The organism is Staphylococcus hyicus, assembly GCF_000816085.1.
In the GTDB taxonomy this organism is placed as follows: Bacteria; Bacillota; Bacilli; order Staphylococcales; family Staphylococcaceae; genus Staphylococcus; species Staphylococcus hyicus.
This window is the reverse complement of the sequence record NZ_CP008747.1, coordinates 573,948-587,964: the sequence shown is the minus strand read 5'-3', so window position 1 is coordinate 587,964 and position 14,017 is coordinate 573,948. Positions and strand designations below refer to the sequence as shown.

The following is a 14,017-nucleotide window of genomic DNA, read 5'->3' as shown; positions in this document are numbered from 1 at the left end:
CTCTTGATATTTTAGATTTCATGTGTCGCAATTTCTTCATCTGTAGGTACGTCATCGTTTAAACCTACTAATGATTCAGAAATATTTCTTGAATGGTAACCGATACGTTCTAATACACCAATCATATCGATATATATTAAACCGCCATCAGTCGAACATTCCCCACGATTCAGACGCTTAATGTGCCCTTTACGCAATTTATGTTCAATGTTAAATGATTCTCGACTGCGCTCGACGATTTCATCTTTTTTCGTTGTGTCATAGACGTCTAGCATTTCAATCGATTTATCAAAAGATTCCGTAACGTGATGCAGTAATTTTTCAACGCCACGTTGCGCATCTTCCGTAAGATGAATTTCTTTTTGATGCTTACGATTAATTTGTTCTACATATTCTTTAATTAAATCAGCAACTTTTAAAATGGAACGATTAACATCAAACATGACTGCTAAACGTTCAACATCCCCTTTATTAATATCTTTTGTCGAAATACGAACAAGATAACTACGAATGCTATCATTGATAGTTTCAACCGCTTGATGTTTTTGCTCTAGCTTTTTCAATAACTTTTTATCAATTTTTGATGTATCTTTAACATCTTCAAACATTGATTCAACAATATTCCCTACATTTTGTAGTTCCTTCTGTGTTTCTTGTAAAGCCACGCCAGGCGCATGGTAAACAAGATCTTTATTTAAATGTTGCGGTTTATAATCTTCAGTAATATCTTTACCAGGAACAATCTTAGTGACAATCCAAGCAAGTACTGCCACAAATGGTAATTGAATTAATGTATTTGTTACATTAAACGCTCCATGTGCAAATGCAATTGCCATAGCTGGTTTTAAGTGCCATATATCTTGTAGCATGCCAACAAGGTGTATCACGATAGGTAAGCACAGCGAAAAGATAATTACACCTATCACATTAAAAATAACATGTACAAACGCAGCACGTTTTGCTGCTAATGACCCTGCTAAACTTGCTAAGACAGCCGTAATCGTTGTTCCAATATTATCTCCCAATAAAACAGGAATGGCTGCATCTAGACTAATCATATTTTGTTGATAAAATTCTTGCAATATACCTATTGTCGCACTTGAACTTTGCACTAATGCCGTTAAAGCAGTACCGACAAAAATACCTAAGAACGGATTAGACGACATATCAAGCATTAATTGTTTGAATCCTTCTAATTCTGCTAAAGGTTTAACTGCACCGCCCATAAACTCTAAACCAAAGAATAAAGAACCGAAACCAAATAAAATACGGCCGATGTTGTTAATTTTAGAACGTTTAAAGAAGAATATTAAAAATGCACCGATGGCAAGAATTGGCATTGCATATTCACCTAAATCAATACCAATAATAAAGGCTGTAACAGTTGTTCCGATGTTCGCTCCCATAATCACACCGATGGCTTGCTTTAATGTCATGAAGCCTGCCGTTACAAGTCCTATTGTAATGACTGTCGTTCCTGAACTACTTTGAATCAATACCGTTACTACAATACCAGCGATAACCCCTAACACTGGATTTGATGTAAACTTATTCAAAATATCACGTAGCCTATCCCCTGCTGAAGCTTGAAGCCCATCTCCCATTACCTTTAGACCGTAAAGAAAAATCCCAAGACCGCCTAAAAAGGAAAAGATGACTTCCATAACCGACATTTCCATTATTTCACCTCTATTAAGCTTTATAGTTCGATTATCGCTTATAAATGTAAATTTAATGTTAAGATTACGTAAAAAATATTTAAAATCATTGCTGTTATTACACTTTGATTGTAAATCAATTCATCTCAAACATTAATTTACTATAAATATGTCACATTATTTGAGTTTACATTAGTTACACGAAATACACAATTGAAAGTGTATTTTAATTCGTCATCCAATGACATAAGTTATAAAGTCCATTATAATAGAGTCACTATGAAATAAAGGGACGACGAGTATGAACCATCAAAACGATTATGAACTATTGTTGTTTTATTATGCATATCAGACTTTTACAAAAACAGCGGATGACCTCATTAAAGAGTACGGTCTTAGCCGCCAACATCACCGATTTTTATTTTTTATTAATAAGCTTCCAGGCATTACAACAAAAAAGCTGTTGGAAAATTTGGAAATATCTAAACAAGGATCTCACGCGACTTTAAAGTTATTAAAAGAGAACGAACTCATTTTTGATGAACCTGATTTAACAGATCGAAGGTTAAAATGTTTATATCCTACTGAAAAAGGTAAAGCATTGATTGCGACGTTAAATCAAGCTCAAAGTGAGTTATTTAAAGAGATAAAAGAAGCTCGTGGTGACAATTGGTATGATTTAATGGAAGGCTTTGCAGAGTCAAGACAAGGTTTTCAAGATATCCGTCACCTTAAACCGAGCGAGGAAGAAGGAGACGACTATGATCACAGCTTATCGTAACAATGAAAATTTAGCGATAATAGAAACGTCAGATTGGTCTACAGCACAGTGGATTAACGTTGTAAAACCAACACAAGAAGAAAGTCAAACGTTATTAGAATTTTTCCCTTTCCCAAAAGACTTTTTAGAAGATGCGCTCGATAGCGAGGAAAGTTCACGTATTGAAAATGATGAAAGTGGCTATTCATTAATTATTAGTGACTTTCCAGTATTAAAGGATGACCATTATGATATTAAAAGTTATCATACGTCTCCATTGGGTATTATTATTGGTAAAGGCGTCATCATTACCATTTGTAGTCAAAGTTTTAACTATTTTGATCACTTACTGTATCAACACGTTAATTTAAAATATAAAAGTCGATTTGCATTAAATGTATTATACGAAATGTCATCAGAATTCAACCGTGCTTTACGCTTATTAAATAAAGAACGTCGTCAAGTTGACATTAAACTTCAAAAACGTGTGACGAATTTAAGACTTTATTTTTTAAGTGAAATTGAAAAAAGTCTCGTATATTTTATTGCATCACTTAAAACAAATGCATCGACACATAGAAAATTATACAGACTTTCCACTTTAAAACGTTTTTCAGAAGATGATGAATTGTTAGAAGACGTTTTAAATGAACATCAACAAGCAATAGAAACAACTGAACTTTATTTACGCATTGTTGAAAGTATGACCAATTCATATGCATCATTACTTTCAAACCAGCTAAATACGACGATGCAGACACTTACAATTTTTACAGTTCTTCTCACGTTACCGACATTGGTATTTAGTTTCTTTGGGATGAACGTACCGTTACCTATCGACGCACAGTCCGGCATCTCATGGATTATCGTAATTGCTATTTCTTTAATACTTGTCGTTCTCACATCGATATTACTTTGGCATAGCAACCGCCTCAAATGACACATATGTCTTACGTAGGGTTTGGAAGACCTTTTAATATTCTGAATCCTACGTGCATTGCTTTAGTTTAAAGACTCATCTTCTTCATTTCCCCATTATCCGCTTCGTTGCACCTACTTTACTTTTTCAATATGTATTCATTTTGTTTCAACACATTTAGCATAACTTTTTAAAACTCTACTTAATTAACAACATATAATAGTAAATTTGTATCAATCCCTCCGTTCAACTCTCTTTTATTTATCATTTTTTCACCTCTCACCACATTAATTAAAAATCATTGTTTGTTATCGTATCATTATATCAATATTTAACATCTAAATTTTAGTTATGTGTCTTTTATTTACTGATAACAACGTATGATATGTCTAATAATATCAAAAAGTAATTAAAAAATTAAAATAAAACGGAAAATATTGTTGCTTATTATATTTAGTTCTATAATACTAATTATTTATCACTGAGTTTCCTTCATACCATTACGACATATAAATTTTTAGTAAGTGAGGTTTCATCCATGCAAGATGTTCATATTGAATTATTAGAACAATTTCATACTGAATCTTATCGTTGTTTTAATGCTGTGGAAATGTATTTCTCTCTCGATGGAAAATTAAAAATTCAACATAATGGTTTAAATAAAGAGTTATATTATCAGGTTGCCATCGTCAACCACAGTGACCTCATAAAAATACATCATGCACAAGCGCTTATTAAAATCACTATCCCCCTCCATATATTAATAGAGACACAGCCTAATTTTATTAATGGTTATTTTGATGATACGAAATTATATTCGCATGAACAATTACGGGATTGTATTCAATCTTTAATCATCCATCATGGTGAAGAACAACAATATAAAACCCTACATACAATGATTCAAATGCTATTGAAAGAATGTTATACCCCTTGCGAAGGGATTTATATGCCCAAAATGCAAGTAGATTCCGACATGTTCGCTAACGTCTTGAACATTATACATAAAGATATTGAACATAAAATTACGCTTCAAGATTTAGCACGCTCATTTTTTGTTTCATCATCATATATCTCTATTTTATTTAACGAACAATTAGGGTTCAATTTCAAAAGCTACACCGTTACCCTGAAGCTTAGCTTATCCCTGCCTCACTTATTATGGAATAATTACTCTATTTATGACATCGCTCAAAGTTATGGTTTTTCTAATTACAGTAATTATTCTAAACAATTTAAAAGTTATATTGGTATGAGTCCTTACACATATAAAAAACATCATTTACAAATTGATACGAAGATTATTGTCCATCATAATAGTTCAAAAATCTTTCAACAATTAAATCAAAACGTTGCTGAAGATCAAAGCGGCGTAACCTTCAAAGTAGATTTGGATGCAGTAACGCCACCATCATTATTTAAGTTACCGCATGTCCGATTAACGCTAACGTATTTAGATGAAATGTTTGCACATGAACACTTTTTTAACGCTTTCAATGATGTCTTACGTCAACAGTGTCATTATTTATATTTTGAAGATAGTTTGAATGTTAAATTAACACATCATACAGGGTGTACACTTGAACAAATGATACGTTTTATGCATCGCTATCATTTACATTTCAGTTTCAAAATCACTTCGTTATATGATTACGACGTGTTAGAAACTAACTTTTTAAATCATATTAAAAAGATAACACGTGTCATACCTGCACTAAAATCTATACTTCCTAATGTCAATATCATTTTTGACTTTAAAAGTTTAACGCTTAAAGATATAGATTATCTATCTGAGCGCTTTCAACATGTTTTTAATTCATGTGCATTCGAACTATTAATGCCACATGATACAAAGCGTAACATTAACCATTATATTCAACAATCTCAACACTTAAAAACAACAATTTCAGGTTATGTCATTGATATTTCAAGTTATGTAGATACTGAAGATTCACATCCATCCATACGTGTTAATCAACATATTATAAAGTACTGGCAAAATTTGGTGATGTCTCATGTTGTTAAAGATCAGCACCTTTCCTTTTCTTTAATTGGTTTGTCACCTAATATTTTTGAACACTATCATCACGCGCATATGATGCATTCACCTCATGCATGGCTTTATTTTTTAACACATTTGACACCGTCATTTCATGCGATAAATATCCCTTTGAACGCACGACATGACTCCACATTCTGTTATGTTAACGCGCGACATTTGAACACTATGTTACCTTTCATCTCTGATTTATTGCGTCCATTCATGCAGCACTATGTTAAAAAACAAAAACATGCGATTGTAAAACAAACCGATGATTATTATGATATTTTACTTTTAACAGATGATTCGGATAAAATGATTGAGGTCCCAGAAGTATGGCACCATTATCAAATCTCAAGTGACTTAATTCGTGACAAACATCTTGTTATCGTACGTACATATGATGATGAAACGATGAATGCACGTAACTTAATTCAATTTGATGCAAACACTTTTATACCGAGCCAACATATCCAAGATGTTAAAAATACACTCCATTTAAGACAACACATCTTAATTCATGATTTTAGTAAAGGTCCTTTAGACATCGACGTTAAGGCCACACAAATCAAATCACTGCAAATCTATAAAACTTCTACATCACTATTAAATGATTTAAATTAATATCCCTTCTAGCTCACTTTAGTATTTCTTCTTAATTTGTACTATAATAAAAGAAATGACAAAGATTGAGCTAGGAGGCTATTTTTTTATGTCAAAAATAAAGAAAGCGATCATCCCAGCTGCGGGTCTAGGGACACGTTTTTTACCTGCAACAAAGGCGATGCCGAAAGAGATGTTGCCTATTCTTGATACCCCAACCATTCAATATATTGTTGAAGAAGCGTCTCGTGCAGGAATTGAAGATATCATTATCGTCACTGGAAAACATAAACGGGCGATTGAAGATCATTTTGACAATCAAAAAGAGTTAGAATCAACATTAAAAGAAAAAGGAAAAATGGACTTATTAGAGAAAGTACAACACTCTACGGACTTAGCGAATATTTTCTATGTACGTCAAAAAGAACAAAAAGGACTTGGTCATGCTATTTGGACGGCACGTCAATTCTTTGGAAATGAACCTTTTGCGGTATTACTTGGAGACGACATTGTTCAATCAGAAACACCGGCCATTCAGCAACTCATTGAGCAATATGAAAAGACGCAAAAATCCGTTATTGGTGTTCAAGAAGTACCTTTTGAAGAGACGCACAGATATGGCATTGTTGAACCACAATCTAAAGACGGACGTCGCTATGAAGTAAAACAATTTATTGAAAAGCCTGCAATAGGTACAGCCCCCTCTAACCTCGCGATTATGGGACGTTATGTTTTAACACCTGAAATTTTTAATTACTTAGATACACAAGATGTGGGTGCTGGTGGTGAAATTCAATTAACGGATGCGATTGAACGTTTAAACCAAGATGATCAAGTTTTTGCATATGAATTCGATGGCACGCGATATGATGTTGGCGAAAAAATCGGATTTGTAAAAACCACATTACATTTCGCGTTAAACGACCCTACCATGAAAGATGAAATCACACATTATATACAATCATTATTAGAACAGCCGTCTTCACTAACTAAATAAGCGTGTGGGAATAGGGAGTCTCAAGGGAACCCCATCCCACACGCTCTATTTTTTTATAAGTTCATCTTCTATCACCGCTGTCGTCGTTGCATAATGACCTGCGATAAATATAATCATCGTCATACCTATAAACATGCTTATTGCTATAGACCATGCATTCGTCCACTCATGGATTGTTCCCATCAAAAACGGGCCGATTGCAGCAATTAAATAGCCTACAGTTTGCCCAAATCCCGATAACTGCATGCTGCCAGTTGTCGTTTTGGCACGGATTGAAAAAAGCGTCATACACAAACTAAAACAAGCCCCTACAGCCATTCCCGAAAAGATCATCGCAAATAATATGATCCAAAATTGATGGCTCCACAATAGTGTGAATCCCAGTCCAAACAACGCTGTAATAATATGAATTAAACGACGTTGATTGCGCATTTTGGATGCAATAATCGGAAAAGTAAATGTCATCGGTAATTGTGCAAACTGATTGAGCATCAACATATAACCAGCTATATCTGGCGCAATTCCTTTACTAATAAGAATTGAGGGGTACCATGCAACAATACAATAGAACGTCATTGATTGAAATGCCATCAAAATGGCGACAGCCCAAGCTAATCTGGATTTAACGATGTTGTATACTGGAGATGTTTGTTGCGGACGCGTTATGGGCTCGGTCTGACTTTTGAGCTGTGGTAACCAACATAATATAGCGATCACGCCAAATAATATCCAAAATGATAATGAGAGGCGATAATCGAGTGTACTGACTGTTGATAATGGAAAACTGAAGCCACCTCCAAGCCCTGCTGTTAAGTTCATCGTTGCACTATATATACCTGTTATCAATCCAATTTGCAACGGAAAATGATTTTTGGCAAATGCTGGAAGTGTCACATTACAAAATGCGATGGCGACACCTAATACAGTTGTACCGACAAAAAAAGGAACCATGCCTCCCACTGTACGGATAAACATACCTGCGATTGTAGCCATAACTGCAATAAATAAAATCCTCGACATATCGTAGCGCGTTATAAAACGTGTCACCCATATGGAAATCACCCCAAAAATGACTAAAGGAATCGTTGTGATTAAGCCTGCAACCATATCATTAATATGTAAGTCTATCTTAATTTGGTGAATGACAGGACCAACAGCCGTCAAAGGCGCTCTTAACGTTGAGGCTATGAATACAATCCCGACGACCAATAGCCATTGTTCTTGAATTTTAATCGATGTTTGTTTCGCCATCCTCATCCCTCCCGATGCCAACATTGCATTATTATTTTAACATAGGATGTTTACGACAATGCATATGTCATAATGTGAGGTGGATGCGCACATATAAAAACACAGAAGTAAGCTAAAGCCTACTTCCGTGTCATGTCAAGATATGTAAGGGTGAAGGCAAGTTTCAATCAACTCGCCTTACCACCATTATAATAACCCTTTGGAATTGGCATATAATTGTAACGCTCGTTTGACCGTCTCAATTATGTTATTATCCACGGTGGTCTCCTTATGAAAATATGCTAGTATATCGTTTGGATGTATTAAATCCCGTGGAAAATCGTTATCATTCATTAAGAACGTTGCCAATTCTCCTAATGGGGTTTCATCTCCATGAAATGCTAACATAAAGTCATAAAAGCTCATATCATCACCTCTTACACTATGAGCTACCTCACATTTTATCACTTTCCAACCACTTTTCAATAAAATTTTTATTACAATTTATTATCATTTATAATTTAAAATGCCGTCACAATTTTGTCAATATATCTCCCCCTTTTGATTTCTATCATAATCTATTACAATAGCATTATATTATGTAAAAGGAGCTTTACTTAACATGAAAAATAAACAAACGCTTGGTTTTATTTTAATTGGACTAATGGTCGTTGCCACTATCATTGTTATTGTTGCAATTATGATGTCTGGTCAAAAAGAAACATATTACGGTTACATGAAAGATCACACGACTGCAGAAAAAGTAATAAGTGAATCTGATAAATCAATCGAAGAAAATGTAAAGATTCCTACAGATCATGATTTTCAACCTAAAAAAGGTGACTTTGTTAAACTCGTGGCAAACAAAGGTGATAAACATGACTATGTTAAAAAAGAAGTCGTATCACACGATGATGTTCCACATGGCTTAATGATGAAAATTCACGATATGAAAATGCATCATTAATCATTAAACATATATCTGAAAGAGCAGATGAGAACTTTAGATGTTCCTTCTGCTCTTTTTATTTTCTCTTTGACAACTTGATATCGATACACTGCTTTTACATTTAATAGCCTTCACTCATTTTTCATAAAATGACTGTTCATCCCCTTAAATGCTCCCCACGTGATTTGAAAAAGTAAGCGCCTTCATGACGCCTACTTACACATATTGTAACGGATATTACACTATCATTTTTTCATAATCGATAAAACAACCACCATGGCGATGATACATACCACGCCGGCAAGTTGCCAATAACCAAAGCCAATTTGAAGCCATACCACCGATGTTAATAGGGCCATTAATGGCTCAATTGTCCCTAATAACCCTGCTTCATGAGGGTATAAATAATGTAAGCTATCAATATAAAACCAAAAGGCAAGCATTGTTCCAAAAATTATCGCAAACCAAAACAAGATATGTGTCTCTACCGTCCATGACGATAGATGTACTTGCCAAGGTGGATGAATGAAACTCAATGCAATACCACCAATCAGCATGGCCCAACCCACAACATTTAAAGAACCCCATCTCGCAAGTAATTTCACTGGATAAATCGTATAGAATGCTAAAGCGATTGCAGACAACAAGCCCCATATTATTGCAGCTTTAGGTACTTGTAAATTTGACACGTGGCCATTGGTTAAAAGTAAAAATGAGCCGACGAGGGCTAATATGATGGCAATGGCTTCTTTTCGACCAAATGTCGTCACTTTTGTTAAAACAAGATAGAATATCATAAAAATTGGACCCAAATATTGTAACAAAGTGGCTACCGCGGCATTACCATGACTAATGGATGACATAAACGTAAATTGCACCGCCAACATCCCTAAAACACCATAAATCACAATTTGAAATGCTGCACGTTTATCCCACCATATTACAAACACCTTTGGGCCTTGGGTAATAAAAGCGATTGCGATTAATAATACCCCTGAGATGATTAAGCGTACGGCTACAAACCAGCCCACTTGCAAGTGTGCATGTTGAAAGAGCCATTGTGAGACAGTACCCCCTACACCCCAAAACGATGCGCCAATGATAACCAACAAATATCCTATCCATCGTTTCTGAGTATGTTGCATCAAAAGCCCTCCTTTACTACTATGTATTGCAATAAATCTAACATGAATTCAAGTTAAATGACAATCATAATTTGTACAAAAAAGAAAGCACACGACTAAAAATGTCATTGTCGTGTACTTCCATTTTGTAATTAAAAACAATCACTGCTTTGTATTAACCTTACCACATAATGTTTTCTACCGTCTCATCGTTTAATGCTTTCACTACTTCAGTTACAAGTTTAACGGCTTGTTGATAATCACCTTGGTGTAAAACAGATACATTTGAATGCATATAACGTAAAGGAACAGAAATACAAATTGACGGTATACCGTCTAATGAAGTATGGATATTCCCGGCATCTGTTCCGCCTCCAGGCATGGTATCAAATTGAAGTGCAATATTATGGTCTTTTGCAACTTTTTTTACATGGCGTATGAATCCAACATGACCGATATTAGACCCGTCTAATGCAATCACTGCTGGTCCTTGTCCAAGTTTAACATCGCCATCTTTTTCCATACCTGGCGAATCATATGCAAGACAAACATCCACTGCAATGGCTAAGTCCGGCTTAATTTTATGTGCTGCTACTTTCGCACCTCGTAGTCCAACCTCTTCTTGCACATTTGCACCCGCAACAACATTTACATTGACAGCAGTATCTTTTAATTCATCTAAAACATCTACCGCTAACGCACACCCATAACGATTGTCAAAGGCTTTTGCAGTCATGTAATTATCGTTTACTAGCGTTTCAAATTCGGAATAAGGTGTAATCATATTCCCTATTTCAATACCTGTAGCTTCTGCCTCTTTTTTATCTTTCGCTCCGATATCGATAAACATGTTTTCAATTTTCACAGGATTTTTACGTTCTTCTGCACCTAAGACATGCGGTGGCTTTGAACCAATCACCCCTCTAATTTTATCCCCTTGATCCGTCGTTATGGTTACTTTTTGAGAAAGCATCACTTGGTTCCACCAACCACCAACTGGTGTAAATTTTATGTATCCATGGTCATCAATTTTTGTTACCATGAAACCTACTTCATCCATATGACCAGCAATCATGATTGTCTTATTACCTGAGTCTGCATGCTTTTTGCCAAACACACCACCAAGATTATCATAAATCATTTCATCACTATTAGGTTCTAATAAGTCGCGCATCGCATGCTTAACATCATATTCATGTCCCGCTATACCATCAATATCTGTTAGTTGTTTCAATAATTGTTTTGTATCTTTCATAAATTTTAACCCCTTTCAATACATTTAATCCTATTATATCAAAAACATATAACACCTTACTCGGTTCATACTTACGTTAAACGATTAAAGTCACAATCATAAGACACGGTGAGCGTGACCATAACTAGACTTCTATGACACAATAAAACTCGAACATCTTTACGTTGTCCGAGTTTTTCACTATCTTATTTCATTTTGTAATTTTCATCAAAAAAGTTATATTTTGCTTTTTTATCGTGCTTTTTCGTTTTAGCATCGAAACCTTGCAAGAATAAACCACGCTTTAAATGTATGGGTTGGGCGATATAAATATTCTTCTCATCACCTTTTAAACGGATTTCTTTGTAAAAAATACCTTTACGTTGATCGTAATCACTTTTTTCGTCAATAATTTTTGATTTTAAATGCTTTTCAGTCAGATATTGATCAATCAATTTATAATTTTGACTTTTTTGGTATCCTTTATATGCAAAGAACCCTGCTGCGACAAGAACGAATAAAAGCACGGCTATTAATACAAAACCCAAAATTTTCTTCGCCATTGATAATCCAACTTTCTCTACAGAGTCATTACGCTTATAGTATCACAGTTTTATTCGTTAGCGATAGTCAGATTGATGACGTCACATAAATTTCATAAAGCCAATCATTCAAAAATAGTTATTGTCTTTAAGATATGAAACCCTTTACAATAACAATTGAATGATATATTTACTGTTATTCAACAAGGGGGATTTAAAAATGAATATGAGATGGCAAACTGCTGCTGATAGAGAAGCTTTACTTAAACAACTTGTTGCACATTCAAGTGTGACACACTCTACAGGTGAATTAGAATTTCCATATATGATTCAAGATGAGCTAATGACTTTAGATTACTTTAAAGCACACCCTAAGCATATACAACTGGTGTCTACAAAAGATAAACGCCATGCTGTTGTGGCATTTTATCAAGCACCAAATGCAAAAGAGACTGTGACACTGATCAGTCACTATGATACTGTTGGAATCGATGATTATGGTCCATTCCAAGGACAAGCCTTTGATATGGATCAATTAACAGCGGCATTTCGTAAAGATACCACTTATTTAGGTGATGTCAGCCGCGCTGATTTAGAATCAGGTGATTATCTTTTTGGTCGCGGTGCTATGGATATGAAACCTGGTTTGATGCTACATATGGCACTTATTGAAAAAGCTAGTATTGAACAATGGGATGTCAATTTAATTTTAATGACAGTACCGGATGAAGAAGTAACCTCAAAAGGGATGCATGCTGCAGTAGAACATGTGAATACCCTTCGTGAACAGCATCAACTCAAAATGGCTTTACACTTAAATAGTGAACCAACATTCCAACAAGCACAAGATGATGACAATCACTATTATTACACAGGATCCATTGGCAAAATTATGCCAAGTGTATTGGTTTATGGTCGCGAAACACACGTCGGAACCCCTTCGAACGGCTTAAGTTCAAACTTCTTAATGAGTTTCATTATTCAAGAAATCGAGTACAGTTTAAATTTTAAAGAGCATTTTGAAGGTGAACAAACGCCGATGCCTGTAAGTTTAAAAGTGACTGATATTAAGGATTATTATGACGTCCAAACACCATTTCGTACTGTGGCGTTGTTTAATTTATTTTTATTCAGAAGTAATGCGAATGACATTTACGATAGGTTTAACTCTGCTGTTAAAAAAGGTGTGCTAAAGGGGATGGAAATTTACGAAACACGGATTAATGCAGAAGACATTGCATTTGATATCGACATAAAGTTCATGACCTATGAAGAACTCTATCAACATGCGGTGCATATTCATGATGAAAGTACCGTTCAACAAATGATTGATGATGTCATCGCACAAGATTCAGCACCGCACACGCAATCGATTACGATAGTGGATATGCTGATGAATATGTGTCGTGATTTAGGCCCAACTGTCGTGACATTCTTTACACCACCCTATTATCCAGCTACGAACGCATCATTTCATCCAATGATAGAAGCTGTAGGGCAGACAATTTGTAAAACATTTAAAGAAACGTTTAATCGAAGTTCAGAACGTATACATTATTTTAATGGCATTAGTGATTTAAGTTATGTCGCACCTTCACCAAACGGTTCGGGTTTTGAAGCATTTGAACAACAAACACCCGTATTTAATCGAACATATAAAATCCCTTTTAAAGATATTGAGGCCATTCAAGCACCATTAATAAACTGTGGCCCCATTGGTAAAGATGCACATAAAGTTACTGAGCGCATCCATAAACAAAGTGCGTTTGTTGAGTTGCCCGTGGTCTTAGAAAGTATCATTAATACCCACTTCTTATCCTAAATATTGTTGCATTGACATAAAACATGATGCTATCGATGATGGGAATATCGCCCACTATCGTTTCCGTCATAGTGCCTATGACGCACCCATAACTTTCAATAGCGCAAATAAAATTAGCGCTAGAACCTATTAATGTAG

12 protein-coding genes are annotated in these 14,017 nt (G+C 35.0%); 6 read left to right on the top strand and 6 right to left on the bottom strand.

All coding sequences use genetic code 11. The annotated features are described in order from the left end of the window. Positions 1-11: 11 nt before the first annotated feature. Positions 12-1,673 (bottom strand): Na/Pi cotransporter family protein, encoded by a 1,662-nt coding sequence (locus tag SHYC_RS02480; protein ID WP_107632910.1) that lies wholly within the window; start codon positions 1,671-1,673, stop codon positions 12-14. Positions 1,674-1,959: 286 nt separating this feature from the next. Here SHYC_RS02480 and SHYC_RS02475 point away from each other — a divergent pair, with 286 nt between their 5' ends. The 4 genes from SHYC_RS02475 to galU all read left to right on the top strand — a co-directional run bounded on the left by SHYC_RS02475 (position 1,960) and on the right by galU (position 6,978). Continuing rightward, the gene (locus SHYC_RS02475) at positions 1,960-2,439 is read left to right on the top strand and encodes a MarR family winged helix-turn-helix transcriptional regulator (RefSeq protein ID WP_039644234.1); all 480 of its coding nucleotides are present in this window, start codon (positions 1,960-1,962) and stop codon (positions 2,437-2,439) included. Continuing rightward, complete coding sequence (locus SHYC_RS02470) at positions 2,420-3,358, top strand: magnesium transporter CorA family protein (RefSeq protein WP_039644232.1); 939 nt, start codon at positions 2,420-2,422, stop codon at positions 3,356-3,358. Before SHYC_RS02475 ends, SHYC_RS02470 begins: the two co-directional genes overlap by 20 nt. 517 nt (positions 3,359-3,875) lie before the next feature. After that, a complete protein-coding gene (locus SHYC_RS02465) occupies positions 3,876-6,002 on the top strand; it encodes a helix-turn-helix domain-containing protein (RefSeq protein WP_039644230.1) in 2,127 nt (708 codons plus the stop codon). Positions 6,003-6,090: 88 nt separating this feature from the next. Beyond that, positions 6,091-6,978, top strand: a complete 888-nt coding sequence (gene galU / locus SHYC_RS02460) for a UTP--glucose-1-phosphate uridylyltransferase GalU (protein WP_039644228.1) — start codon at positions 6,091-6,093, stop codon at positions 6,976-6,978. 45 nt (positions 6,979-7,023) lie between these two features. Here galU and SHYC_RS02455 read toward each other — a convergent pair whose 3' ends face one another. Together SHYC_RS02455 and SHYC_RS02450 are read right to left on the bottom strand one after the other, a co-directional pair. Continuing rightward, positions 7,024-8,229 carry a CynX/NimT family MFS transporter gene (locus SHYC_RS02455; protein ID WP_039644226.1) on the bottom strand — a complete coding sequence of 402 codons (1,206 nt, stop codon included), beginning with the start codon at positions 8,227-8,229 and terminating at the stop codon, positions 7,024-7,026. 186 nt (positions 8,230-8,415) lie between these two features. Continuing rightward, the gene (locus tag SHYC_RS02450; RefSeq protein WP_039647504.1) at positions 8,416-8,634 is read right to left on the bottom strand and encodes a YozE family protein; all 219 of its coding nucleotides are present in this window, start codon (positions 8,632-8,634) and stop codon (positions 8,416-8,418) included. Between the two features lie 196 nt (positions 8,635-8,830). Here SHYC_RS02450 and SHYC_RS02445 point away from each other — a divergent pair, with 196 nt between their 5' ends. After that, on the top strand, positions 8,831-9,175 hold the full coding sequence (locus SHYC_RS02445; RefSeq protein ID WP_039644224.1) for a DUF4889 domain-containing protein: 345 nt from the start codon (positions 8,831-8,833) through the stop codon (positions 9,173-9,175). Positions 9,176-9,402: 227 nt separating this feature from the next. Here the strand turns inward: SHYC_RS02445 and SHYC_RS02440 are convergent, their stop codons facing one another. From SHYC_RS02440 to SHYC_RS02430, 3 genes are all read right to left on the bottom strand, one after another. Continuing rightward, positions 9,403-10,305 (bottom strand): EamA family transporter, encoded by a 903-nt coding sequence (locus tag SHYC_RS02440; RefSeq protein ID WP_039644222.1) that lies wholly within the window; start codon positions 10,303-10,305, stop codon positions 9,403-9,405. Positions 10,306-10,462: 157 nt separating this feature from the next. Further along, complete coding sequence (locus SHYC_RS02435; RefSeq protein ID WP_039644220.1) at positions 10,463-11,536, bottom strand: M42 family metallopeptidase; 1,074 nt, start codon at positions 11,534-11,536, stop codon at positions 10,463-10,465. Between the two features lie 185 nt (positions 11,537-11,721). Further along, complete coding sequence (locus SHYC_RS02430) at positions 11,722-12,078, bottom strand: DUF3139 domain-containing protein (protein WP_039644217.1); 357 nt, start codon at positions 12,076-12,078, stop codon at positions 11,722-11,724. Positions 12,079-12,277: 199 nt separating this feature from the next. On the opposite strand from SHYC_RS02430, the gene SHYC_RS02425 reads away from it, so the two are divergent. Beyond that, on the top strand, positions 12,278-13,879 hold the full coding sequence (locus SHYC_RS02425; RefSeq protein ID WP_039644215.1) for a M20/M25/M40 family metallo-hydrolase: 1,602 nt from the start codon (positions 12,278-12,280) through the stop codon (positions 13,877-13,879). Positions 13,880-14,017 lie beyond the last annotated feature (138 nt).